This window comes from Sulfitobacter sp. G21635-S1 (assembly GCF_027213915.1).
GTDB lineage: Bacteria > Pseudomonadota > Alphaproteobacteria > Rhodobacterales > Rhodobacteraceae > Sulfitobacter.
Window position 1 is genome coordinate 82,513 of sequence record NZ_JAPWGV010000013.1, and the last position, 25,186, is coordinate 107,698.

Below are 25,186 nucleotides of genomic sequence, written 5' to 3' on the forward strand. Positions count from 1 at the left end.
ATACAAACCTGCACGTCGCCCCGCGCGGCGCGCATTTTAGGGGGGCGCCAGATGGCCAAGCCAAAGAACATCCTGTTCATCATGTTCGACCAGCTGCGCTGGGATTACCTCGGCTGCTATGGCCATCCGCATCTGGAAACCCCCAACATCGACAGGATTGCCGCGCGCGGCGTGCGGTTCGACAACGCCCGCATCCAGTCGCCGCTGTGCGGCCCGTCGCGCATGTCGACCTATACGGGGCGCTATGTGCACAGCCACGGCGCGTCCTGGAACAACGTGCCGCTGAAGGTGGGCGAGCGCACCATCGGCGACCACCTGCGCGTTCTTGGCATGGGCTGCTGGCTGGTGGGCAAGACCCACATGGCCGCCGACGCCGAGGGCATGCAGCGGCTGGGGCTGGCGCCGGACAGCGTGATCGGCGCGCGTGTGGCCGAATGTGGGTTCGACATTTGGGAGCGCGACGACGGCATGCGCCCCGAGGGGCCGGACGGTTTTTATGATCCGGGCGGGGCGCTCAAATACAATGACTACCTGCGCGACAAGGGCTATGAGAGCGACAACCCCTGGCACGACTATGCCAACTCGGGGATCGACGACGAGGGCAACGTGCTGTCCGGCTGGTTTCTGGAAAACTCCGACCGCCCCGCCAACATTCGCGAAGAAGACAGCGAAACCCCCTATCTCACCCGTCGCGGGATCGAGTTCATCAAGGCCCAGGGTGATCAGCCCTGGTGCTGCCACCTGAGCTATATCAAGCCGCATTGGCCCTATATCGTCCCCGAACCCTATGCCAGCATGTATGGCCCCGAACACTTCCTGCCCCCCGTGCGCAGCGATGCCGAGCGCGAGACGGACCATCCCGTGTTCAAGGGCTTTCAGAACGCCCCCGTGGGCCGCGCCTTTGCCCGCGACGACATCCGCGACAAGGTGCTGACCGCCTATATGGGGCTGATCAAGCAATGCGACGATCAGATGGGCGTGCTGTTCGACTGGCTGGAAAAGACGGGGCGGATGGACGACACGATGATCGTCATCACCTCGGATCACGGGGATTTTCTGGGCGATCACTGGCTGGGGGAAAAGACGTTCTTTCACGATGCCTCGGTCAAGGTGCCGATGATCATCTATGATCCGTCTGACGCGGCCGACGCGACCCGTGGCACCACCAGCGACGCGCTGGTGGAATGTATCGACCTGGCCCCCACCTTTGTCGACGTGGCGGGGGGCGATGCATCGGCGCTGGATCACATTCTGGAAGGGCATTCGCTGTTGCCGCTGCTGCGCGGCGGCGCGGCCCCGGCCCGCGACTACAGCATTTGCGAATACGACTATTCCGCCACGCCGTTGGCCGGGCGGCTGGACCTGCACCCCGACCAGTCGCGCATGTTCATGGTCGCGGATCACCGCTGGAAGATGATCCACTTTGAAAGCGGCCACCGCCCGATGCTGTTCGACCTGAACGCCGACCCGGACGAGTTGTGCGATCTGGGTGGCCGCGCAGAACACGCAGCAACCATCGCAGAGATGTATATCAAGCTGAACACATGGGCGCGCCGCCCGTCGGCACGCACGACGTTGTCAAACGGCACTTTCATCAATATGCGCAACGCGCCGCGATCCCTGGGCGTGCTCATCGGCATTGCGGATGCGCGTCAGGCCCCCGGCGATTCCGCCGCGAAATACATTGGCCGCAAAGCTCCCGACAAAAGAGGGATGTAGTCCGGCCAGCGGCAAGCCAAGCGGCGCCGCCGTGGCAGGTGCGTAAATTCAGGCGCGGCGCGTAGGCTGAACCTCCGCCGAGCCGGGGGAGCAAACCTCAATTTTGTATATTGTTATAACTTTATGCTCTTGCGACTCTCAAAAACCATCAAAAGACGCCAAATTATGGCGTAATTTGATCAAATATGTTGACAGCACGGGTCTTCCCAAGCACTAAAGTGATAACTTTAGCGCCCTGAGGACCATCATGAGTTACCAAGAAACCGCCCATCCCGTTGACCTTGCCAAGGTGTGTGCCACGGCCCGCGATCTGGTCGCGCGTGAAGCCCCGATTTACGAACAGCGTCGGCCGCGCAGCCAAGCCATGTTCGCCAACCCAGCGCCGGGTTTCTACGATCAGGTGCCGCAGCACTGGATGCGCGATTGGCCAATGCCCTTTCCCTTTGCAGTCGCCGGTGCCTCCGGCAGCACCCTGACCGACATTGACGGCAACACGCTTGTCGATTTCTGCCTTGGTGACACCGGCGCAATGTTCGGCCATGCGCCCCGGCCCATTGTCGAGGCCTTGTCGCAATCGGGCGCGCGCGGCCTGACCACCATGCTGCCCTCGGGCGAAGTCGCGGAAGTCGGCAAGCTGTTAACCGACCGTTTCGGCCCCTTCGTCTTTCAGATTGCCACCACCGCAAGCGATGCCAACCGCTTTGCCATCCGGGTCGCGCGGGCGGTGACCGGGCGCAACAAAATCCTGGTCTTCGATGGCTGCTATCACGGGGCCGTCGACGAAACGCTGGTCGACCTTGAGGACGGCCAAACAGTCGCCCGAAAGAACCTGTTGGGTCAGGTTGTCGATGTCACCACGACGACCCTCAGCATCCCGTTCAATGACATTGACGCGTTGAAAACCGCGCTTGAGGCGGGCGATATCGCCGTCGTTCTGGCCGAACCGGTGATGACGAACTGTGGCATGATCCTGCCGGACGAGGGCTATCTGACGGCACTGCGCGACCTGACGCGTACGACGGGCACATTGCTGCATATCGACGAAACGCACACGATTTCCACCGGCCTTGGCGGCTATACTGCGGTGCATGGGCTCGACCCGGACATCTTTGTCGTCGGCAAACCCGTGGGCGGCGGCGTGCCGGTTGCGATCTGGGGCATGTCGCAGGAGGTCGCCAAAGCCATGTCCGACATTCGCGCCAGGATGACCGGCATCGGCCATTCCGGCATCGGCACGACGCTTTCGGGCAGCACGCTGCAAATCGCCTGCCTGCGCGCCTGCCTGTCGGAGGTCATGACGGCAGAGGCCTACGCCACCATGAACCGCCACGCCGACCGGCTTGAACAAGGTTTCACGGACGCGATCCGCGCCGCAGGGCTGCCGTGGCATGTCAGCCGCGTTGGCGCGCGGCTTGAAATCGTCTTTTCCGCTAACCCAGTGCGCAACGCGGCAGAGGCGCGCGCGGCTGCGATTGATGACATTCAACATGCCTTGCACATCGGCGTGCTGAACCAAGGCTATCTGGTGACGCCCTTCCACAACATGGTGCTGGTCGCGCCAACCACGACCGACAAACAGGTCGAGGGGTTGCTGAGCGCCTATGAAAACGTGCTGACCCGTCTCGTCGCGCAGGAGGGCATATGATGACCGACACCAGACCGAGTGAAGCCGCCTCGATCGAAGAAGCCGAAGCCTTTCTTGCCAAACACCCGGACATCTCCGCCTTTGACCTTGTGCTGATCGACCCCAACGGGATCGCGCGCGGCAAGATCATCCGCCGTCACGAACTGCTGGGCCTGTACAAATCCGGCCGTCACCTGCCGGGCTCGATCCTCGGCCTCGACGTGACGGGCGAGGATGTGGACGAAACCGGTCTGGTCTGGGACGACGGCGATGCGGACCGCATTGCCTGGCCAATTGCCGGATCGCTGGTGGAACTGCCCTGGACCTCACCAAAACGGGGCGAAGTCCGCGTCAGTCTCTATGAACTGGACGGCACGCGCATGGGCGCCGATCCACGTCATGCGCTGTCGCGCCAGATCGAGGCCTTCAACCAGATCGGCATGAACCCCGTCATGGCCTTTGAACTGGAGTTCTACCTGCTGGACGCCACCCGCGATGCCGATGGCCGCCCGCAGGCCGCGCGGATGCCGATCACGGGCGACCTGAACCAGACCAATCAGGTCTACAGTCTGGATCCGCTGGACAACATGCAGACCTTCATCGCCCAGCTTTATGCCCATGCCGAAACGCAGGGCCTGCCGGTCGAAACCATGATCTCCGAATACGCACCCGGACAGTATGAGCTGACCCTGCGCCACCGCGACAGCGGGCTGCGCGCGGCGGATGATCTGGTGATGCTGAAACGGCTGGTACGCGGCCTTGCGATCCGTCACGGGATGCGGGCGAACTTCATGGCAAAGCCTTTTGGCGGGCGCTCCGGCTCGGGGATGCATCTGCACACCAGCCTGACGGATGAGGCGGGCAAGAACCTGATGGCGGATACGGGCGGGGACCTCGCGCCGCTGTTGCTGAATGCTGTGGCAGGGCTGCAAAAGACGCTGGCCGAGTCCATGCTGCTCTATGCGCCCAACATCAACTCATGGCGCCGGTTCGGACGCAACAGCTATGCGCCTACGGCTGCCACATGGGGCCGCAACAACCGCAGCGTCGCCATCAGGGTCCCCGCGGGGAACCCTGCCAACCGCCACATCGAACACCGCACACCCGGTGTCGATGCCAACCCCTATCTCGTGGCGGCGGGCGTGCTGGCCGGGATGTACGAGGGCATCCGCGACAAAGTGCAGCCAGAGGCCGAAGCGACGTCTTATGACGCAGACAGCGCCTATGGGCTGCCTGCGGATTGGGCCTCCGCGATTGCATGCGCGTCAGGCTCCACTTTCCTCAGGCAAGCCCTGGGAGAGAAGATGGCACATGTGTTTCTGGCGCTGCGGCAATCGGAATACGACCGCTTCATCGCCGAGGTCACGGCAGAAGAATTCGACTATTTCAGCAACACGATCTGACGCGCAAACACCGGTTTCCCATCGCAGACTACTGTCCGCGATGGGAGATGGACCTGGACAGGCGAAACAACATGACCCTACTCAAAACGGCCTTGGTCACCGGCGCCGGTGCGCGTGACGGCATCGGTGTGGCAATTGCCAGAACGCTTGCAAAACGCGGGCTCTCGGTCGCAATTGCCGGTGCCAGCGCGCGGGTTCACGAACGCGCAGAAGAGTTGCGCGCCGAGGGTTTCCAGATCACATCGCATGTCGCCGACCTGACCAAAGCGGACGAGGTCGCGCGCCTGCGGGCCGAGGTCGGCAGCGTCGATGTGCTGGTCAACAATGCGGGTATGGGGTCGGTCGCCGCCCCCGCGCTACAGCGCAGCTTTCTGTCCCTCACCGAAGCCGATTGGGATGTCGGCATTGATGTGACCCTCAAGACCGCATTCCTTGTGACCAAGGCGTTTCTTGGCGACATGACCGACCGGGGCATCGGGCGGATTGTGAATATCGCTTCCGTGACCGGGCCGCTTGTCTCGAACGAAGGCGAGGCGGCCTATTCCGCAGCCAAGGCCGGCATGGTCGGCATGACCCATGCGCTGGCACTGGAGGTTGGGCGCTTTGGCGTCACGGTCAATGCGGTGGCCCCCGGCTGGGTCGACACCGGCGCCTCGACCGAAGAAGAGCGGATCGCCGCACGCCATACGCCATTGGGCCGTGCCGGACGCCCTGACGAAATCGCGGCGGCGGCTGCCTTTCTCGCCGCTGAAGAGGCAAGCTATGTGAACGGATCAATGCTGGTCGTGGACGGCGGCAACATCCTGCAAGAGAGCAAGGTTCAAATCGGATGAATGCCAAGGGGGCTCCGGGCCTGACCGAATTGGCAAAGACATCTTGACTGGCTAGGCTTGAGGCACCAACCGACCTATGTTGGACATCTTTGTTGCGCGGGACCCGTCATGCCGCCGCAGCCGTCCGGATCACGAAAGCAATGGCAGACCTGTATGCGCGATATTTCGACCCTGCACCAACAGATCTATCAGACGCTGCGCGAGCAGCTGATTTCGGGGCAGTTTGCGCCGGGCACGAATGTGAATGCCCGCGACATCAGCCAGACGATGGATGTGGGGCTTATGCCCGTGCGCGGCGCCATCACGCGGCTGGTCGGGGAACGCGCCCTTGAGGTTCAGCGCAACGGCCGCTTTTGCGTTCCGGCGCTGACCCGCCGTCGCTTCGACGAGTTGATGCAGGCCCGACAACAGCTGGAACCGCTGTGTGCGATGCGCGCCCTGCCGTTCATGACAGCGGAAAAAATCGCGGAAATGGAAGCCTGCGACCAGCGTATGAACCACAGCTACACCACGGGTGACGCCGGGGTGTATATGCAGGAGAACTACCAGTTCCACTTTACCCTCTACAGAGCAGGCGCGTCAGAAGTGCTGGTGCCGCTGCTGGAAAGCGTGTGGATGCAGTTCGGCCCTTTCATGCGCAGCGTCTTCAAGATGGAAGAGAAATCCGACATCGTGGACAAGCACCAGATGACCCTTGAGGCGATCCGGCGCAACGACGCCGAAGCGCTGGGGCTGGCCATCAGGGCAGACATTGCCGATGGCGTTCATCTGCTGAAGCAGACGCTGGATGACAGGCCGGATGAAAAGATCCACGACCCGGAATAAACTGACGGGACATCGCGGGGCACCGTTCGTTATCGTGGGTAGGGCGGATGTGATCCCCGCCTCAGCTCTCGGCATGCCAGAGTTCGATGAAGACGTTATTATCATCGCCGGCAGGGGCATAGGCAGTTCCAAACAGCACCATGTCGCCTAAACCAGCGTGGGGGCCTGCGGGCACCTCCAGCTCCGCCCGGGTGCGTCCGTGAAAGCTGCCGTCCGCCTGCGGCACCATGCGCCCCGCATTGTGCACCATCAGGATTGTTCCATCCTCAAGCTCAAGGAAATAGCGTGCTTCAATCTCATAGGTCCCGTCGGGAAGGCGGCGGGCGAAATCGGCACCGCCGGGCAGGATCGTGCCGCGCCAGCCTGCGCCAACAGCTTCTCCTCCGATAATCGGGAATAATGCGCGGCCGGTGCCGCGGGTGGTCTCGAATTCGGTTGCCGGTCCAATCCCGGCCTGGATCGAACAGATCCGTGTCAGGCGGGGTTTTCCGGGCGACAAGGGGGCACCCAGCGTCGTGATGTCGGGGCAATCAGCGTTCATGGGTAACCCTCCCGTCGAACAGTGTCAGGTCAACTTCCATCCCACCGATGCGGTCGATGGCGGTGTTCTCGATATCGGCTGACAGCAGGGCAAGGTCCGCCTTCATGCCGGTCCGGATTGTTCCGGTCAGCCCTTCCGCGAAACCCACATACGCGCCGTTGCAAGTGTATGCCGCCAAGACCTCGTGCAGGGTCAGCCGCTGGTCCGGCAATCCCGCGACCCAGTTCTGCCGCGTCATCGCCGCCTGAATGCCTGCCAGCGGAGAAATCGGCACAATCGGCCAGTCCGAGGAAAAAGCGACGACCGCGCCCGTGTCGGCGATGGTCCGCCAGGCATAGGCCATGCCCGCCCGGTCCGGACCGATCCCCACGGTGGTCTCATCCGCGCGCAGCGGGGCGTGCGGCGGCTGCATCGAGGCGATGACACCCAGTTCGGCAAAGCGCCCCAGATCGTCCGGGTGCAGCATCTCAACATGTTCGATCCGGTGACGCCGGTCGCGCGGACCGTTGGCTTGCGCGGCGGCCTCGTATCCCTCCAGCGCCAGCCGCACGGCTGCGTCCCCGATGGCATGGATGGCGATCTGCATGCCACGTTTATCAATCTCTACCGCCGCCGCGATAAAATCCTCGCGGGTGAACAGCATGTCGCCCCAGTGGTCGGGGCGGTTGGCATAGGGGTCAAGCATCGCCGCAGTGCCGCTTGCAATCACCCCGTCGAGGAAAATCTTAACGAAGCCTGAACACAGGATGTCACCCGTGAAATCCCGGGTCATGGCACTTGCGCGGTCCAGTTCCGACAGGTCCATTTCCGCCGTCAGGTGGAACGGCACCCGCAGCCGCGAAATCAGCGCGCCCTCGTCCTCGATCTCGCGCAGGACCTCCAGCATGTAGCGGTTGCCGTCCATGTTGTGCATCGACGTGATGCCGTGACGCGCCGCATGGCGCAGGCCGACCTTCAGGGTCTCGCGGTCTTCTGCCCGCTCTTTTTGTGTCGGCGGCACCGGCGGTTCGATCCCCGACATGCCGAGCGATTCACGTCCGCCCAGATTGCGCAGCTCCAGCACCGGCAGGATCGCCAGCTTCTCGTGCAGCTCGCCCGTGGCCTTGCCGTCCGCGCCCATCACCACCGCGTTGCCGCGCGGCAGGTCGCAACCCTGCAACAGGCCCGCCGCCTCAAGTGCTGCGGTATTGGCCCAGGCGGTGTGGAAGTCATAGGCCATGATGGCCAGCGGACGGTCGGGACAAATCTCATCCAATACCTGCCGGTCCAGCTGCCGGCCTGCACCGAGGATGGCATAATCGGCTCCTTGTCCCAGCAGCAGGGTCAGGTCGGGATGGGCCGCCGAATATGCCTCAACCTCTGCGCGCAATGCCTCGAATCCGCTGACCCGGTCTGCGCGGATCACGGTTTCATTGTATCCGCCCATGAAAAGATGCACATGCGATTCCACGAAACCGGGCAACAGAGTCCGGCCCTTTGCGTCGATCCTGCTTGTCTCCGGCCCTGCCATGGCCGCGATCTCGGCGTCGGTGCCAACGGCGGTGATCCTGTCACCGCATATCGCCACCGCGGTTGCGCGGGGGGCGTCAGGGTCCATCGTCAGAACGCTGGCGTTTGTAAATACGAGGGTGGGGGTCATGCGCGTTTTTCCGTCCGGCTGAGGCGCGTGGCGGTCAGGGTGCTGTCGTCGAAGACATAGGTCAGAAAGGGTGTGATCCGCTGCAACAGCATTGCGTCGTGATCCGCCAGTGTCATCTGCGGGTCGGTGATCAGGTTCAGATAGCAGGGCATCCACAGGTCATAGAGCACGCTCGAAAGGTAGTTGATGTCCATCGGCGTGCCGGTCCGTGTGTGCAGTTCGTAGATTTGCAACCGCTCCACAATGGATTCGATCAACAGGTGGGAGGTATCGCGGAACCGCTCCGACAGATTCGTCTCGGGCCGCCGGATCACCGCGGCTTCGGCATAGCGCCAGACCCGCCGCGAAGCGATATCCAGGGTTTCCTGCGAGACCTCGGAGAACAGGTCCAGCACGATGGTGGCCAGCGGAACCCCCTCCAGACGCGGCCTGCGTGATCCGCGCTCGCGCTTGCGCTGGGTGCCTTCCTCGACGAGGGCGACAAGGATGCCGTCTTTTGATCCGAAGTAGTTGAATATCGTGGGTGCCGACACGTCGCAGGCTTCGGCGATGTCCGCGATTGTGGTCGCGTCGACGCCCTTCTTCCCGAACAGCTCGATTGCCGCCGCGATGATATCATCGCGGCGCCGGGCTTTCTTGCGATCACGCAATCCGGGTTCTGCATCTTGGGGCATCTGGCTCTCTTCACGGCATTAACATTTGTCTTCATAAAAATTTTTATTGACTAAAAAATTTATGTCAATAACTTTCGGGCAATTCGCAAGGATGCTGCACATGCTCGACATACGTTCGCTTTCAAAGAAATTCGGCTCAGGCGCGCGTGCCTTTCACGCGCTGAAGTCCATCGACATCACCATCGAGGAGGGAGAGTTTTTCACGCTTCTCGGCCCGTCCGGCTGCGGCAAGACAACCCTGCTGCGGCTGATTGCTGGTTTTGAGCAACCCAGTGGCGGGCAGCTGGTGCTGGACGGCAAGGACATTGCGATGATCCCGCCGAACCACCGCCCCGTGAACACCGTGTTTCAAAGCTATGCGCTGTTTCCGCATATGACCGTGGCGCAGAACGTCGCCTTCGGGCTGGAGGCCCGGGGCACCAATCCGGCTGAGATCGCCCCGCGGGTGGATGAGATACTCGAAATCGTGCAGATGGCGCATCTGCGCGACCGCAAGAGCAGCCAGATGTCGGGCGGTCAGCAACAGCGTGTGGCGCTTGCGCGGGCACTGGCCCCACGGCCCCGCATCCTGCTGCTGGATGAACCGCTTTCCGCGCTTGATCTCAAGCTGCGCAAGCAGATGCAGGTCGAGCTCAAGCGCCTGCAACGCGAGTTGGGACTGACCTTCATCTTTGTCACCCACGACCAGGACGAGGCGCTGACCATGTCGGACCGCATCGCAGTGATGGAAGGCGGGACGCTGCAACAGGTGGCCAGCCCCCGCGCGCTCTATGACCATCCTGCAAACCGGTTTGTCGCCGAATTCATCGGAGAGGCAAATTTCCTGCCCGGCACCATTGTGGATGACAAGCTGATCCTGGCAGGTTGCCCGCCCGCGCCTCTGCCGCGCGATACGAAGGGCGGGGGGCCGGTCACGATCATGATCCGCCCCGAACAGGTTGTGGTTGGAGCCACTGCCGAAAAGGCCATCACCCTCGATGGCCGCATCGAGGCACTGGTGTTCTCCGGAACCGATACCCATGTCAGCCTGCGCCTGCAAAACGGCAGTACCCTCAGCCTGCGCGCACCAAACACATCCCACGCCGCAACGCCCCTGACCGAAGGCCAGAGCGTGACGGTTTCCCTGCCCATCGACGCGCTGCGTGTCCTGCCGGAGGAAACCGCAGATGCCGCATGACGCTTCCGCCAGCGAAAGCGCCCTGATCCGGAATGAGACCCGGCGGCGCTGGTCACTTGCGCTGCCCGCGCTGACGGTGATCACGCTGCTGTCCATCGCGCCGCTGGCCGTCATGGTCGCCTATTCCTTCATGCAAGCGGGCCAGTACGCCGGTGTCGAGCCGGGATTCTCGCTCGACGGATGGCGCGCGGTGTTTTTCGAACGCGACTTCTTTGACGACAGCCTGATCCCGGCAACCGCGCATCTGTCGATCCTGGGCCGGTCCATCGCGCTGGCCCTGGCCACTACCGCGCTTACCTTCGTCTTTGGCATCCCCACTGCATGGTTCATCGCGACACGCCCGCAATCCTCGCGCGGCTTCTGGATGTTCCTCATCACGGTGCCGTTCTGGACGAACCTGCTTGTCCGCACCATCGCGATCCAGGAGGTGATCCGCGCTGACGGCACGCTCAACCGGATCTTGCTGGCCACAGGCATCATCGACGAACCGTTGCAGATGATGTTCACCAACGGGGCCGTGCTGGTCGGGATGACCTATGTCTACCTGCCGCTGATGGTACTGCCTGTCTATGCCGCGATCGAGAAGTTCGACTTCCGCCTGTCCGAGGCAGCTTACGATCTTTACGCCTCGCGGCTCTATTGCCTGCGCCGGGTGGTGCTGCCGCTGATGTGGCCGGGCATCATTGCGGGGTCGATACTGGTCTTCATTCCCGCGCTCGGCGCCTATGTCACGCCGCGTCTGATGGGCGGAGGACGCGCGATGATGTGGGGCAACCTGATTGATCTGCAATTCGGACAGGGCCGCAACTGGCCGCTGGGCGCTGCGCTGTCGATCACGCTCACACTTGTCGTGCTGGGCGCATTGATCTGGTACGCCCGCCGCGCCGCGAAAGGGGATCAGGCCAATGGCTGAGAAACGTTTTGACGTCACCCATGTTCCCGGAGCCGCGCTCATTGCAGGCGTCACCTTTCTGGCGCTCTATGTTCCGGTGCTGATCCTGGTGGTGAACGCCTTCAACGGCGGCGACACGGCGGGCCAGTGGGAGGGCGCATCGCTGCGCTGGTTCGCGGCGGCGACGGAAAATGCAGCTTTCCGCAATGCTGCGCTCAATTCCCTGATCGTGGCAGCCACCGCCTCCAGCATTGCGACCGCCCTTGCCACCATGGCCGCGCTTGCGGTGACCCGTGGTCGACCCGTCAAGGGACAGGGCAGCATCTTTGTCATTCTCAATCAGCCCCTGCTGGTGCCCGAAATCGTCTTTGCCATCGCCCTCATGATCGTGCTGGCGCAGCTCAAGCAGGCGACAGGTTACCAGGGCCTCGGCTATATGATCGCGGCACATACGACATTCTGCATCCCCTTTGCCTTTCTGCCGATCCGCGCGCGGTTGTCGGGCATGGACCTGACGCTGGAAACCGCGTCGATGGATCTCTATGCCAGCCGGTTCTACACCTTCCGGCGGGTCACGCTGCCGCTGCTGCTGCCGGGCATTCTCGCCGGTTTCATGCTGGCTTTCGTGATCTCGCTCGACAACGTCGTGGTCAGCAGCTTCGTCAAGGCGCCGGGTCAGGAAACCCTGCCCACCTACCTGATGGGCGAACTGCGCCGCAATCTGACATCGGAAATCTACGCGATCTCGGCGCTGCTGCTTTTTGCCAGCATCTCCATCGTCGCCGCATCGTGGGTCGTCACCCGCACCAAGGAATAATCAACAAGAAACCGCCAACCCCAATCCAACATCGGAGACTTTTCCATGAAACTCACCCCCACCAGCGCAGCACTTGCCGCAGGACTGGCACTGTGCGCGCAATCCGCCACGGCCGAAGGCAAGCTGAACCTCTACAACTTCGGGCTCTACACCCCGCCCGACCTGCTGGAAAAATTCTCGCAAGAATACGACGTCGAGGTCACGCTGACCGATTTTGTCGCCAATGAAGAGGCCATCGCCCGCATCCAGGCCGGCGGTCACGGCATGGACGTGATCATCGTCAGCGGCTACTTCATCCCGGCTTACGTCGATCAGGGGCTGCTGATGGAAAGCAACCCGACCGAGATGGAAAACTTCAAACACATCGCGGAGCAGTGGAAATCCATCCCCACCGACCCCGACCGCAAGTATACGGTGCCCTGGGTCTGGGGCACCACCGGCGTCATGGTCAACAAGAAGGTCTATGACGGCGACATCAACACCGCCGCGATCTTCCTTGACCCACCGGAAGAGCTGAAGGGCAGCATCAACCTGGTGCCGTCGATGAACGACACGATCGACATGACATTGCGCTACATCGGCGCGGAAACCTGCACCACCGACCGCGACAGCCTCAGCAAGGCGCGCGACCTGCTGCTCAAGGCCAAGGAAAACTGGGCCTCGGTCGATTATCCGTCCTTCGAAAAGTTCATCAACGAGGACCTCAACGCCACAATCTTCTGGAACGGTGCCGCTGCCCGTGTGCGGGGGCTGAACGATGGCTTCGCTTATGGCTGGCCCGAAAGCGGCTATATGAAATGGATGGACAACGTCGCCATCCCGTCCGATGCCGCCAATGTCGAGAACGCCAAGCTGTTCATGAACTTCATCATGGCACCAGAGAATGCCGCGATGATCTCGAACTACACGATGTACAGCAACGGCATTGTGGGGTCCGAAGAATTCATGGATCCCGAACTGGTCAATGCGCCCGAACTCAATGTACCCGAGGCCCTGCAAGGTGCCGCGATCGAGCAGACCCTCTGCCCGCCCGAGGCGCAAGACCTCTACACCCGGATCTGGACCGAACTGACACGGTGATTTTCACCCGGGATCGGCGCGACGCACGTGCCGATCCCGTCACCCTCAATTGCCCCAGACAATTGCGTTTTCGTGCCGCGCGATCATGGTGCTGAGGTGCCGGAAATCGTGGGTCACATGTTCGAAAAGCTTTTGCGCGGCGGGCGTCCACTGGGCGTTCTTCGCGCGAAGAATGCCCAGACTGCGGGCAGGTTGCGGAATTTTGACAGGCAGCACTGAAATGTCGTGGGCCTTGCGATGCGCGAAGACGACCGAATGCGGCAGGACGGTCAGCGCGTCGGTCTCTTCGAGATAGTTGTAGACGGACATCAGCGATCCGCCGGAATAGCGCACAGATATGTCATTCATGCCGACCGCCAGCAGGATCGCATGCAGATCCGCCAAAAGCGGGGAGCCGGGCAGCGGCGCGACCCAGGGGAAGTCTACCAGGTCCCGTGTCGAAATCCGGCCGCGCCGGTGCAGCGGATGTCCGCGGCGACAGGCCAGGACGTTCCGGGCAGGCAGGATCTCGGTGAACTCCATCTCGGGCGCCGCCTCGACCACACCGAGCGGGCAGATCGCGAAATCCAGCTGATGCGACAACAGGCGCTTCTGCAGCTCCGGCAGGTTTCCATAGGATTGGTCCACCCGGATGCCGGGTTCCTGAACATGGAACGTGCCGATCATGCGGCTGATGTAGGCATCCATGAAAAAGGGCACCCCGCCGACCTTCACGGTGCCTGAACTGCCGCTGCGCAGGCTGCGCAGGGCCTCGGTCGCCTGACGCGAGGCTTCGAGGATCTGACGGCCGTGGAGCGCAAGGGTTTCGCCGAGCAGCGTGGGTCGAAGCGGGCGGCGGCCCGGCTCGAACAGAGGTTCCCCAAGCCGCTTCTCAAGCGAGGTCAACACGCGGGAGATGGCTGGCTGGCTGACGCCAAGCATCTCGGCCGCGCGGGTGACACTGCCAAGGTCGACCACGGCGGCCAGTTGAGCGAGATGGCGTTCTTCGATCTTCATACCAGTTTGTTATGATGGAAGTGAAAATAATAATCCACAAGGCAAATTTCTCACAATACCGTTGAGTCGGGAGGAGTTTGAATGATGGTCGCAGAGTCGATTTCAGGGCGCTCGTATGTCGCGCAGGATTTTGCGCAACGCCTGAAGAATGCCGAAGACCCACGGGCCGCGCAGGCCGTGCGCCTTGTGGTCGACGCCATCTGCGACATCATTGCCAAACTTCAGCCCACACGCATGGAACTGCAGCAGATCATAGCGTTTCTGACGGACGTGGGCGAAGCCTGTCACGATACGCGCCATGAATGGGTTCTGCTGTTCGACGTGCTGGGTGTCACGAGCCAGGTGGAGGCGCAACTGGCCCCGAAGGCCGAAGGCCTTACTCCGCCGACACTGACCGGCCCGTTCTATCGCCCGGATGTGGCGTTTCGAAAGGATGGCGAGTCGATCTCGCTCGACGGACGCGGGGTGCCGCTGGAGGTTGTGGCGCATGTGCAGAACCTCGACGGCTGTCCGATCGAAGGGGCGGTGGTCGAAGTCTGGCAGGCGAATGGCGATGGGATCTATGAGAACCAGGACCCTGACGCGCAGCCCGAATTCAACCTGCGCGGTCGCTACCGGGTGCCAGGCTCGGGTCGGGTCTCGATCCGCACGGTGCGGCCCGCAGGCTACCGCGTGCCCGATGACGGGCCCGTTGGCGCGCTGATGAAACTGCTGGATCTTGGTCTTGACCGGCCCGCCCATATCCATTTCCGGATCAGCGCCCCCGGGCACCGCACGCTGACCACCCATATTTTCGACCGCACCGATCCCTGCATCGCGGACGACCCGCTCCTTGCCGTGCGACCCGAGCTGCTGGCCGAATTTACCGAAACCGGCGATGGCGGCCTGCGAACGGAGTTCCGCTTCGTTCTGGCCTCGAACCGGTCCCAAGACATTCAGAGCTGAAGCAATCAGGAGGAAACAATGAAAATCAGCGGATATCACCACCTTACGCTATCGACACATGGCGCTCAGGAGGATTTCGATTTCTACACCAAGACCCTGGGTCTGCATTCGGTCAAGCGCACGGTGCTCTTTGACGGGGTGCTGCCGGTCTATCACCTCTACTATGGGTCGAAGAATGGCGATGCCTCGACCATTATCACCACCTTTCCGTTCAAGAAGCCGGGCGTCTACGGCAAACGCGGGACAAACCAGGCCAAGATCGTGATGCAGTCCATCCCGATGGGTGCCGCCGATTTCTGGGTGAACCGCCTGAACGAGCGCGGCATCGAGGCCACCAGGATTTCGCGTTTCGGCGCGGACCGGGTGGTGTTTGCCCATCCCTGCGGTATTCCGCATGAGCTGGTCGAAAGCCCCGACGATCCGCGCGGCCCGATCACCAATGACGATCAGGGCATCGGCAAGGAACACGGGATCAAGGGGATCTACGGCGGGGCCGTGGCCGTGACGGACCGCACCGCGATGGACGATTTCATGACCATTGCGCTGCCGCTCGAAAAGGAAGCGGACAGCGACGAGGGCCTCGTTTTCCGGGTGCCGGACGACAATGGCATCATCCAGCGGGTCGAAGTCCTGCACGAGCCCAACGAAAAACAGGGCACCTGGACGCTTGCCGGCGGCACCATCCACCACATGGCGCTGAACACCGGCGATGAGGAAAGCCAGATGAAGCTGCGCGCCCATATCGAGGGCCTCGGCTTTACCGACATCTCGGAGCAGAAGGACCGGATGTACTTCAAATCCTGCTATGTGCGCAGCCCCGGCGGCGCTTTGTTCGAGCTTGCCTGGACGGTGCCCGAAGGCTGGGCGCGTGATGAGCCTGCCGATGCCATCGGTCAGACGCTTGTCTTCCCGCCCTGGTTCGAGGGCAAGAAGGAAGAGCTGATGGAAGGCCTCGAAGAGGCGGAATTCGCGTGATGGCAGAAACGCTCCATCAAGGTGCGACGGCACAGACGGCCAGGGCCGTTTGTGTCGTCGTGCACGGACGCGGGCAGACCCAGCAGGACATGATCGACATGATCCTGTCCCGGCTGGAGGTGGCGGATGTTCACTATGTCCTGCCCAAGTCCGAGGGGGAGGCCTGGTACGACGCCAAGGCCGTTGACCCTTTGGAAGAGGGCACCACACGCCAACTCGATGCGGCGCTGGATGCCATCGGCAATTGCATCGACGCGGCGCGGCAGGACGGCCTGCCGCTTGTCCTCATCGGCTTTTCGCAGGGCGCCTGCATGGCCGCGGAATGGCTGATGCGGGGCGGCAAGGTTACCTCGGCGGCGCTGCTGACGGCCTGCCGGGTGGGCGCGGTGCAGGATGACCTTGTCCGCGCGGATCTGGCCGGGCTGCCGGTCTATACCACAAATGGCGACGACGATCCCTGGATCCCGCTCTGGGCGCATCGCAAACTTGTCGGCGAGCTATCGGAATGCGGCGCACGGCTGCGGATGGATATCTTTCCCGGCCGTGGCCATGAGGTGAGCGATGTCGAGATAGAGACGCTTTCGGAGATGCTCGAAGCGGCGGTTGCGGGACAGAGGGCGCTGGAGGCGGCGTCATGAGCGATCTGATGCAAGGTTTCACCTTCCCCGGCATACGCACGCGGGTCGTCTTCGGCTCGGGTACGTTGTCGCGTGTTGGTGAGGAGATCGAGGCGCTTGGCCGGTCCCGCGCGCTGGTGCTGTCCACCCCGCCACAGGCCGAGGCCGCGGGGACGCTGGCCGGGGAACTTGGCGGCCTCTCCGCCGGGACGTTCACCGAGGCCACCATGCATACGCCGATCGAGGTGACCGAGGCGGCGATGGAGACCTACAAGACGGCAGGCGCGGATTGCGTCGTCTCTTATGGCGGCGGATCGACCATCGGGCTGGGCAAGGCAATTGCCACAAGGACCGGCGCGGACCATGTCGCGATCCCGACCACCTATGCGGGGTCCGAGATGACGGACATTCTGGGTGAGACGGTGGATGGCGAAAAGACCACCCGCCGCGACGCTTCGATCAGGCCCGAAACCGTGGTCTACGATGTCGACACCACGCTGACATTGCCGGTCGGGATGACTGTGACCTCCTCACTCAACGCGATCTCGCACGGGATCGAGGCGCTCTATGCCGAAGACCGGAACCCGATCCTCAGCCAGATGGCGGTGGAGGCGATGCGGGTCTTCAAGCGCAGCCTGCACAGGGTCACCGAGGACCCGCAAAACCGGGCGGCGCGAACGGATGTGCTCTACGGTGCCTGGCTTTGCTCCACCGCGCTTGGCTATGTGTCGATGGCGCTGCATCACAAGCTGGCGCATGTCATCGGCGGGTCCTTCGGTATGCCACATGCGGAAACCCATGCGATCCTCTTGCCGCATACGACAGGGTTCAATGCCGCCGCCACAGCTGAGCTTCTGGCCCCGGTCGCCGAAATTTTCGGCGGATCGGTCGGCGGTGGCCTGTGGGATTTCGCGAAGGGGGCGGGGGCACCGCTGCGGTTGCGCGACCTTGGGCTGAGCGAGGCTGATCTGGACCGCGCCGCCGAGATTGCGACCCGCGCGCCTTACCCCAATCCGCGGCCCTTCGACCGCCGCGACATCAGAAACCTGCTTCAGGCTGCCTGGGAGGGTTCGCGGCCCGAGGGAGAGTAAACGGAACCGCCTGACGCGAAAATGTCAGGCACTTAGGGAGGAAGAAAAATGATCAATCGCAGAAAACTGCTCAAGACAGGCGCGGCGGCCGGTTTTGCCGTCAGCGCGGGCGGGCTTGCCATGCCCGCACTGGCGCAGGGGACCCGCATCAAGATCGGCTATGTCTCGCCGCAATCGGGGCCGCTGGCCGGCTTTGCGGAATCCGACACCTTTGCGCTGGAGATGTTCAAGCGCGTGGCGGCGGAGAAGGGCATGGACGTCGAGGTTGTGGTGAAGGACAGCCAGTCCAATCCGAACCGCGCTGCAGACGCGGCGCAGGAGCTTATCATCGAGGATGGCGTGCACCTCATGCTGGTGGCCTCGACGCCCGAAACGACGAACCCGGTGACGACGGTATGCGAGAATGAATTCATCCCCTGCATTTCGACCATGGCACCCTGGCAGCCCTGGTTCATCGGGCAGCAGGGCAATCCCGGAGACCCGGCAAGCTGGCGGCCTTTCGACTATGCCTTCCATTATTTCTGGGGGCTTGAAGATGTCATCGCGGTCTTCACCAACATGTGGGATCAGCTGGACACCAACAAGAAGGTGGCGGGCCTGTTCCCCAACGATGCGGACGGCAACGCCTGGGGCGACCCCCAGAACGGCGTCGCACCCGGCTTTGCCCAGGATGGCTACGAGACGGTCGATCCCGGTCGCTACCAGAACCTGACAGACGATTTCTCGGCTCAGATCAACGCATTCAAACAGGCGAATTGCGACATTGTCACCGGCGTGGTGATCCCGCCGGATTTCACGACCTTCCGCAACCAGGCAGCGCAGCAGGGTTTTTCCCCCAAGGCGATCACGGTGGCGAAGGCGATCCTGTTCCCGCAATCGGTCGAGACATTGGGAGAGTCGGGGCATAACCTCAGCTCAGAGGTCTGGTGGTCCAGGAACCATCCCTTCACCTCGTCCCTGACCGGTCAGAGCTGCGAGGCACTTGCGGCGAATTTTACCGAGACGACGGGGCGGCCCTGGACTCAGCCCATCGGCTATATCCATTCGCTTTTCGAAATGGCGGCGAACGTCATCGAACGCGCGGATGATCCGACCGATCCGGACGGTGTCGCCGAGACGATTGCCGCGACGGACCTTGAGACCATCGTGGGCCGGATCGCTTTCAACGGCGAAGGCCTTCCGCCCTTTGCGGCGACCAATGTCTGCAAGACCCCGCTGGTTGGCGGGCAATGGCGGCGGCAGGAGGATGGCAGCTTCGAGCTTCTGGTCGTCGACAACCAGACGGCGCCGGACATTCCCACGCAGGGCAGCATGGAAGCGCTGAGCTGACATGGCGGACAAGGGCCCCCTTTTGTCGCTTGAGGGTGTGACCAAACGTTTCGGCTCCCTCGTGGTGGCCGATGCGGTCACGCTTGACCTGCCGCGAGGGCAGGCCCTGGGCATCATCGGGCCGAACGGGGCAGGCAAATCGACCCTGCTCAACCTGATTGCGGGCAATCTTGCGCCGGATCAGGGACAGATCAGGCTGAACGGCCGGGACGTCACCGGGACCAGCCTGACCCAGCGCTGCCGCATGGGCATGGGGCGCGCGTTCCAGATTCCGCAGACGTTCTCGCAATTGACAGTGTTCGAAACCCTGCTTGTCGCGGCCTCTCAGGGCCGCGGCATCAGCGAAAGCGAGGCGGCGGAAGACTGCGTTTCGATTTTGGAACGGACCGGTCTGCTGGATCGCGCCAATCAGGTTTCAGGCTCTTTGAACCTGCTTCAACGCAAGCGGCTTGAACTGGCCCGGGCCCTGGCCACGGGCCCGGACCTTCTGCTGCTGGACGAGATCGCGGGCGGGTTGACCGAGGCGGAATGCACCTCGCTTGTCGCAACGATCAAGGAGCTGCATGCGGGCGGCACCACCATCGTGTGGATCGAACATGTGCTGCATGCGCTCAATTCGGTGGTTGAGCGGCTGATCGTTCTGGATTTCGGGCGTGTCATTCAGGATGGCCCCCCCGACACGGTCATGGCCAGCCGCGAGGTTCAGGAAATCTATCTGGGGATCGAAGCATGAGCACGCTTCTTGAAACATCCGGCCTGACCGCCTTCTACGGCGATTTTCAGGCACTTTACGGTGTGGACATGACCCTGGCCGAGGGTGAGACCCTGGCCGTCATCGGGGCGAATGGTGCCGGAAAATCGACGCTGATGCGGTCAATCGCCGGGTCGGTGCGGCAGGCGCCCGGGATGATCCGCCTGAATGGCGCGCCCATCGGCCATCTTTCGGCAGACCGCGTGAATGGCGCAGGCATCACGCTGGTGCCCGAGGGGCGCAGGCTGTTTCCCTCGCTCACTGTCGAGGAAAACCTTCTGATCGGGGGCTGGCGCAGCGATCGTGCCGGTCCCTGGACGCTGGAGGAGGTCTTTGGCCTGTTCCCGGTCCTGAAAGAAAGACGCGCCAACCCTGCGCTTGCCCTGTCGGGCGGGCAGCAGCAGATGGTCGCCATCGGGCGGGCGCTGATGTCGAACCCCAAGGTGCTGTTGTGCGACGAGATCAGCCTTGGCCTCGCGCCTGTGGTGATCCGCGACATCTATGCAGCGGTGCCCTCGATCCTTGAACGGGGCGCGAGCCTGATCATCGTGGAACAGAATATCGAACAGGCGCTTGGCATCGCGGACCGGGTCTATTGCCTGATGGAGGGGCGCGTCACGCTGGAAGGCCGCCCGGGCGAGATCAGCCGCGCCGCCATGCATGATGCCTATTTCGGGGTGCAGGCATGATCTGGGTGGATACATTGGTTCAGGGCATCCTGCTGGGCGGCCTTTACGCACTTTTCGCGGCGGGGCTGAGCCTCGTCTTCGGGATCATGCGGGTGGTGAACCTGGCGCATGGCGATCTGATCGTGATGGCGGCCTACCTGATCCTCGTGCTGGTCACGGCGCTCAACCTCAGCCCGTTCGTCGCACTTTTGCTGGCGGCCCCACTGATGTTCGGGGTGGGGTGGTTGTTGCAGCAGATGGTCCTGAACCGCACCGTCGGCGCGGACGTGCTGCCGCCGCTTCTGGTCACATTCGGCCTGTCGGTGGTGATCCAGAATGCGCTGCTTGAGGGGTTCAACGCCGACAGCCGCCGGATACCGGCAGGATCGCTCGAGATCGCGTCTTTCTCGGTCGGGCCGGTCACCATCGGGGTCATGCCGGCGCTGACCTTTGCAACCGCGATACTCGTGACCCTGGCGCTGCAACTGATCTTCTACCGCACCGCACTTGGCCGGGCCTTCCGCGCCACCAGCGACGATCCCGACACGGCAAGTCTGATGGGCATCCGGCCCGGCAATATCTTTGCCGTTGCCACAGGTCTGGGCATGGTCGTGGCGGCCATTGCCGCGCTCTATCTGGGCATGCGGGCCAATTTCGATCCGACCATCGGCCCGGCGCGGCTGATCTATGCTTTCGAGGCCGTGATCATCGGCGGGATGGGAAGTTTGTGGGGGACGTTGATCGGCGGCATCGTCATCGGCGTCGCCCAGACCATGGGCGCTGCGATCAACCCCGAATGGCAGATCCTGTCGGGCCATCTGGCCTTTCTGGTCATCCTTCTGGTGCGTCCGCGTGGCCTGTTTCCGGCAGGGGGGCGCTGAATGCGGTATCGTGTACAAACCGGTCACGGATCAAGCTGGGTCGTAGCGCTTGTTGTGCTGGTGATTGTCATCGTCTTTGCCGCGCTGCCTTTCTTCGGATCGCGCAGCCTGATGCAGGACCTGTTTTTCGTCTTTACCATGCTGACGCTGGCGCAGTTCTGGAACCTGCTTGCCGGTTACGGCGGCCTGGTCAGCGTCGGGCAGCAGATGTTCGTCGGGGCCGGTGCCTATGGCGTCTTCGCGGCCGCAATCCTTTGGGGGATCAATCCCGTCGCGGGGCTGGCGGTTTCGGCCCTGGCGGCGCTTGTGCTTGCGCTTGTCTCTGCCGTTTTTGTCTTTCGCCTGAACGACGCATATTTCGCCATCGGGACATGGGTGGTGGCCGAAGTTGCCCGGCTGAGCTTTGCGCAATGGAAAGCGGTTGGAGGCGGCACCGGCACATCGCTCCCCCGCGAGGCACGCCGGAACATGTGGGGCACGGAGTGGGTCGAAGAGGTGACCGGCCTGCGTGCGGCGGCGGCGATGGACGTCGTGTCCTATTGGCTGGCGCTTGGCCTCGTCGTGGCGACCATCGGCGGCATCTACTGGCTGATGCGGCGCAGGACAGGGCTGGCGCTGGCGGCGATGCGCGATAACCCCCAGGCGGCGGCCTCGGTGGGGTTGGACGCAAGGCGGATCAAGCTGGCGGTCTATGTGATTTCGGCGGTGGGTGCGGGGATCGCCGGCGGGCTGATCTTCATGCAGAACGGAAGGGTGTCACCGGACAGCGCCTTTTCGGTGATCGACTGGACGGCCTATGTGATCTTCATTGTGGTGATCGGCGGCATCGGAACGATAGAGGGGCCGATCATCGGCGTGATCATCTTTTTCCTGCTTCAGTCACTGCTTGCGGATCTCGGCACCTGGTACCTGATGGTGCTGGGCTTTCTGGGCATCCTTGTCATGTTGTTTGCCCCTCGTGGATTGTGGGGGCTGATCTCCGGACGGACGGGTTTCGCGCTGTTCCCGATCCAACGCCGTTTGAAATTGAAAGAAAGGGAAGACTGATGGAAACCGAATACAAGACGGATGTCCTGATTGTCGGAACCGGGCCTGCGGGCGGCGCTACCGGTGCGCTGCTGTCGAGCTACGGGATTTCGAACATGATGATCAACCGCTACCGCTGGCTGGCCAATACGCCGCGGGCACATATCACCAACCAGCGCACGATGGAGGTGCTGCGCGATCTGGGCCAAAGCGTCGAGGAAGAGGCCTATCTCCACGCAACTTCGCAAGAGCTGATGGGCAACAATGTCTTTTGCGAAAGCCTCGCCGGGGAGGAACTGGGCCGGATGCGCAGCTGGGGCACCCATCCCGAAAGCATGGCCGAGCATCTGCTGTCCTCGCCCTGCCGGATGAACGACCTGCCCCAGACCTTCATGGAGCCGATCCTGTTCAAGACCGCCTGTTCCCGTGGCTCCGAGACGCGGATGAGCACCGAGTATCTATCGCATGAACAGGATGCCGACGGGGTCACCACGACCTGCCGCGACCGGCTGTCGGGGCGGGAGATCAGGATCAGATCGAAATACCTGGTCGGTGCCGATGGCGGCAATTCCGCCGTGGCCGAGCATCTGGGCCTGCCGTTCGAAGGCAAGATGGGTGTCGGCGGGTCGATGAACATCCTGTTCCGCGCCGACCTTTCGCACCTTGTCGCGCACCGCCCCTCGGTTCTCTATTGGGTGATGCAGCCGGGTGCGGATGTGGGCGGCATCGGTATGGGACTGGTCCGCATGGTCCGGCCCTGGAACGAATGGCTGATTGTCTGGGGCTATGACATCAACGAACCCGCACCCGATGTGACGCCCGAATTCGCGCAGGGTGTCGCGCGGCAGCTTGTCGGCGATCCCGAGCTTGAGATCGAACTGCTGAGCGCAAATGTCTGGACGGTGAACGACATGTTCGCCACGCATATGCAGAAGGACCGGGTCTTTATCATGGGCGATGCCGCACACCGGCATCCGCCCTCGAACGGTCTGGGATCGAATACCTCCATTCAGGATGGTTTCAATCTGGCCTGGAAGCTGGCTGCGGTCCTCAAGGGGCAGGCGGGGCCGGGGCTGCTTGAGAGCTATTCGGAAGAACGCGCGCCGGTTGCACGCCAGATCGTCACCCGCGCCAACAAGTCGATTGGCGAATTCGGCCCGATTTTCGAGGCGCTCGGCATGGATGGCGGGGTAGATCCGGAGAAGATTCAGCAGAACATGTCCGCCCGCGCCGATGCCTCCGACGCCGCCGAAGCGCAGCGTGCCGCCCTGCGCAAGGCCATTGAGTTGAAATCCTACGAATTCGATTGTCACGGCGTTGAGATGAACCAGCGGTATGCCTCCAGCGCCGTGGTCACGGATGGCCAGCCCGAGCCTGCATTCGCCCGCGATCCAGAGCTGCACTACCAGCCCACCACATGGCCCGGTGCGCGGTTGCCCCATGTCTGGCTGTTCGCCCGCGACGGCCGCAAGCTCTCGACCCTCGACATTTGCGGACACGGACGGTTCACCCTCCTGACCGGGATCGGCGGTGAAGACTGGGCGGAGGCCGCAGGGCAGATCGCCGATGAACTGGGGCTCCCGCTTGATGTTCATGTCATCGGGCCGCGCCGCGATTACGAGGACCACACGGGCGACTGGGCCCGCGCCCGCGAAATCCGCGACAATGGCTGTGTTCTGGTCCGTCCGGATCATCATGTGGCCTGGCGCAGCGAGACCCTGAGCGGCGATGCCGCGCAGGATCTGCGGCGGGTGCTCACTTCTATTCTGAACCGTTGAAAGGGAGGCAGCAGATGCCGAAGGACAGCAACGCCTATTTCACCGAAGAGAGCTCGGTCGAGGTTGTGACAAGCCGCAATGCCGAGGCCGGGAACGAACGGCTGGCGCAGGTCATGAACGTCATCATCCGCAAGCTGCATGAGGCGGTGAAAGAGATCGAACCGACGCAGGATGAATGGCTGAAGGCGATCATGTTCCTCACCGAAACTGGTCATATGTGCGACGAGTGGCGGCAGGAATTCATCCTGCTGTCGGATGTGCTTGGCGTGTCGATGCTGGTCGATGCGATCAACAACCGCAAACCATCGGGCGCATCGGAATCCACGGTGCTCGGGCCGTTCCACGTGGATGGCGCGCCCGAGCGGGAACTGGGCGCGAACATCTGCCTGGATCAGAAGGGCGAGCCGATGCTGGTGCGGGGCCGGATCCTGGACCTTGAGGGCGCGCCGATTGCAAATGCCAGGATCGACGTCTGGCAGGCGAACGACGAAGGCTTCTATGACGTGCAGCAAAAGGGCATCCAGCCCGATTTCAACCTGCGCGGCGTGTTCCGCACAAATGACAAGGGCGCGTACTGGTTCCGGGGCGTGAAGCCGAAGTATTACCCGATCCCGGACGACGGCCCCGTCGGCAAGATGCTGGGAGCGCTTGGCCGCCACCCCTATCGCCCGGCGCATCTGCACTACATCATCGAGGCCGAGGGGTTCGAGACCTTGACCACTCATATCTTTGACCCGGACGATCCCTATATCGAAACCGATGCGGTCTTTGGGGTGAAGGACAGCCTGATGGCCAAGTTCGCGCTGATCGAGGCGCCTGACCGGATCACGGAAGCCGGATTCGACACGCCGTATTTCGATGTCGTGCATGATTTCGTCCTGTCCCGCACCTGACCCCGGCTTAAG

Annotated in this window: 24 protein-coding genes; 20 read left to right on the forward strand and 4 right to left on the reverse strand. The window is 62.6% G+C overall.

Going from position 1 to position 25,186, the window contains the following annotated elements; genetic code table 11:
* Window positions 1-51 precede the first annotated feature (51 nt).
* The 5 genes from O4H53_RS13990 (at window position 52) to O4H53_RS14010 (ending at window position 6,404) form a co-directional block, all read left to right on the forward strand.
* Window positions 52-1,719 (forward strand): sulfatase-like hydrolase/transferase, encoded by a 1,668-nt coding sequence (locus O4H53_RS13990; protein ID WP_269364609.1) that lies wholly within the window; start codon window positions 52-54, stop codon window positions 1,717-1,719.
* Between the two features lie 247 nt (window positions 1,720-1,966).
* Window positions 1,967-3,364, forward strand: coding sequence for a transaminase (locus O4H53_RS13995; protein WP_269364610.1), 1,398 nt, complete (start codon window positions 1,967-1,969; stop codon window positions 3,362-3,364).
* Window positions 3,364-4,746 (forward strand): glutamine synthetase family protein, encoded by a 1,383-nt coding sequence (locus O4H53_RS14000; RefSeq protein ID WP_269364611.1) that lies wholly within the window; start codon window positions 3,364-3,366, stop codon window positions 4,744-4,746. Before O4H53_RS13995 ends, O4H53_RS14000 begins: the two co-directional genes overlap by 1 nt.
* Window positions 4,747-4,817: 71 nt before the next feature.
* Window positions 4,818-5,579 (forward strand): SDR family NAD(P)-dependent oxidoreductase, encoded by a 762-nt coding sequence (locus O4H53_RS14005; RefSeq protein ID WP_269364613.1) that lies wholly within the window; start codon window positions 4,818-4,820, stop codon window positions 5,577-5,579.
* Window positions 5,580-5,732: 153 nt separating this feature from the next.
* A complete protein-coding gene (locus O4H53_RS14010) occupies window positions 5,733-6,404 on the forward strand; it encodes a GntR family transcriptional regulator (RefSeq protein WP_269364614.1) in 672 nt (223 codons plus the stop codon).
* A gap of 61 nt (window positions 6,405-6,465) precedes the next feature.
* Here the strand turns inward: O4H53_RS14010 and O4H53_RS14015 are convergent, their stop codons facing one another.
* The 3 genes from O4H53_RS14015 to O4H53_RS14025 are packed head-to-tail and all read right to left on the reverse strand — an operon-like array spanning window position 6,466 to window position 9,258.
* Window positions 6,466-6,945 carry a DUF3237 family protein gene (locus O4H53_RS14015; protein ID WP_269364615.1) on the reverse strand — a complete coding sequence of 160 codons (480 nt, stop codon included), beginning with the start codon at window positions 6,943-6,945 and terminating at the stop codon, window positions 6,466-6,468.
* Window positions 6,935-8,584, reverse strand: a complete 1,650-nt coding sequence (locus O4H53_RS14020; protein WP_269364616.1) for an amidohydrolase — start codon at window positions 8,582-8,584, stop codon at window positions 6,935-6,937. The genes O4H53_RS14015 and O4H53_RS14020 overlap by 11 nt, the downstream gene beginning before the upstream one ends.
* The gene (locus O4H53_RS14025) at window positions 8,581-9,258 is read right to left on the reverse strand and encodes a TetR/AcrR family transcriptional regulator (RefSeq protein ID WP_269364617.1); all 678 of its coding nucleotides are present in this window, start codon (window positions 9,256-9,258) and stop codon (window positions 8,581-8,583) included. Before O4H53_RS14025 ends, O4H53_RS14020 begins: the two co-directional genes overlap by 4 nt.
* Before the next feature lie 100 nt (window positions 9,259-9,358).
* Here O4H53_RS14025 and O4H53_RS14030 point away from each other — a divergent pair, with 100 nt between their 5' ends.
* From O4H53_RS14030 to O4H53_RS14045, 4 genes are read left to right on the forward strand one after another with little or no spacing between them, the layout of a single operon-like run.
* Window positions 9,359-10,435: an ABC transporter ATP-binding protein gene (locus tag O4H53_RS14030; protein ID WP_269364618.1), complete on the forward strand. Its 1,077-nt coding sequence runs from the start codon at window positions 9,359-9,361 to the stop codon at window positions 10,433-10,435.
* Window positions 10,425-11,348 carry an ABC transporter permease gene (locus O4H53_RS14035; protein ID WP_269364619.1) on the forward strand — a complete coding sequence of 308 codons (924 nt, stop codon included), beginning with the start codon at window positions 10,425-10,427 and terminating at the stop codon, window positions 11,346-11,348. Before O4H53_RS14030 ends, O4H53_RS14035 begins: the two co-directional genes overlap by 11 nt.
* Window positions 11,341-12,144 carry an ABC transporter permease gene (locus tag O4H53_RS14040; protein WP_269364621.1) on the forward strand — a complete coding sequence of 268 codons (804 nt, stop codon included), beginning with the start codon at window positions 11,341-11,343 and terminating at the stop codon, window positions 12,142-12,144. Before O4H53_RS14035 ends, O4H53_RS14040 begins: the two co-directional genes overlap by 8 nt.
* Window positions 12,145-12,189: 45 nt before the next feature.
* The gene (locus O4H53_RS14045) at window positions 12,190-13,224 is read left to right on the forward strand and encodes an extracellular solute-binding protein (protein WP_269364622.1); all 1,035 of its coding nucleotides are present in this window, start codon (window positions 12,190-12,192) and stop codon (window positions 13,222-13,224) included.
* 45 nt (window positions 13,225-13,269) lie between these two features.
* Here the strand turns inward: O4H53_RS14045 and O4H53_RS14050 are convergent, their stop codons facing one another.
* Entirely contained in the window at window positions 13,270-14,220 is a 951-nt protein-coding gene (locus tag O4H53_RS14050; RefSeq protein ID WP_269364624.1) for a LysR family transcriptional regulator, read from the reverse strand.
* An 81-nt stretch (window positions 14,221-14,301) separates the two neighbouring features.
* Between O4H53_RS14050 and O4H53_RS14055 the strand changes: the two genes are divergently transcribed.
* Genes O4H53_RS14055 through O4H53_RS14105 form a run of 11 tightly spaced genes read left to right on the forward strand, consistent with a single transcriptional unit; the run spans window position 14,302 to window position 25,174 of the window.
* The gene (locus O4H53_RS14055; RefSeq protein WP_269364626.1) at window positions 14,302-15,165 is read left to right on the forward strand and encodes a dioxygenase family protein; all 864 of its coding nucleotides are present in this window, start codon (window positions 14,302-14,304) and stop codon (window positions 15,163-15,165) included.
* Window positions 15,166-15,183: 18 nt separating this feature from the next.
* Window positions 15,184-16,140, forward strand: coding sequence for a VOC family protein (locus O4H53_RS14060; protein WP_269364628.1), 957 nt, complete (start codon window positions 15,184-15,186; stop codon window positions 16,138-16,140).
* Window positions 16,140-16,778: an alpha/beta hydrolase gene (locus tag O4H53_RS14065; protein ID WP_269364630.1), complete on the forward strand. Its 639-nt coding sequence runs from the start codon at window positions 16,140-16,142 to the stop codon at window positions 16,776-16,778. The genes O4H53_RS14060 and O4H53_RS14065 overlap by 1 nt, the downstream gene beginning before the upstream one ends.
* Window positions 16,775-17,848 carry a maleylacetate reductase gene (locus tag O4H53_RS14070; RefSeq protein WP_269364632.1) on the forward strand — a complete coding sequence of 358 codons (1,074 nt, stop codon included), beginning with the start codon at window positions 16,775-16,777 and terminating at the stop codon, window positions 17,846-17,848. Before O4H53_RS14065 ends, O4H53_RS14070 begins: the two co-directional genes overlap by 4 nt.
* 48 nt (window positions 17,849-17,896) lie before the next feature.
* Window positions 17,897-19,177, forward strand: coding sequence for an ABC transporter substrate-binding protein (locus O4H53_RS14075; RefSeq protein WP_269364634.1), 1,281 nt, complete (start codon window positions 17,897-17,899; stop codon window positions 19,175-19,177).
* Between the two features lies 1 nt (window position 19,178).
* Window positions 19,179-19,910, forward strand: coding sequence for an ABC transporter ATP-binding protein (locus tag O4H53_RS14080; RefSeq protein WP_269364635.1), 732 nt, complete (start codon window positions 19,179-19,181; stop codon window positions 19,908-19,910).
* Window positions 19,907-20,617, forward strand: a complete 711-nt coding sequence (locus tag O4H53_RS14085) for an ABC transporter ATP-binding protein (protein WP_269364637.1) — start codon at window positions 19,907-19,909, stop codon at window positions 20,615-20,617. The genes O4H53_RS14080 and O4H53_RS14085 overlap by 4 nt, the downstream gene beginning before the upstream one ends.
* Entirely contained in the window at window positions 20,614-21,477 is an 864-nt protein-coding gene (locus tag O4H53_RS14090; RefSeq protein WP_269364638.1) for a branched-chain amino acid ABC transporter permease, read from the forward strand. Before O4H53_RS14085 ends, O4H53_RS14090 begins: the two co-directional genes overlap by 4 nt.
* Complete coding sequence (locus O4H53_RS14095; RefSeq protein WP_269364640.1) at window positions 21,478-22,524, forward strand: branched-chain amino acid ABC transporter permease; 1,047 nt, start codon at window positions 21,478-21,480, stop codon at window positions 22,522-22,524.
* Window positions 22,524-24,281 (forward strand): FAD-dependent oxidoreductase, encoded by a 1,758-nt coding sequence (locus tag O4H53_RS14100; protein WP_269364641.1) that lies wholly within the window; start codon window positions 22,524-22,526, stop codon window positions 24,279-24,281. The genes O4H53_RS14095 and O4H53_RS14100 overlap by 1 nt, the downstream gene beginning before the upstream one ends.
* A gap of 14 nt (window positions 24,282-24,295) precedes the next feature.
* On the forward strand, window positions 24,296-25,174 hold the full coding sequence (locus tag O4H53_RS14105; protein WP_269364643.1) for an intradiol ring-cleavage dioxygenase: 879 nt from the start codon (window positions 24,296-24,298) through the stop codon (window positions 25,172-25,174).
* Window positions 25,175-25,186: the final 12 nt, after the last annotated feature.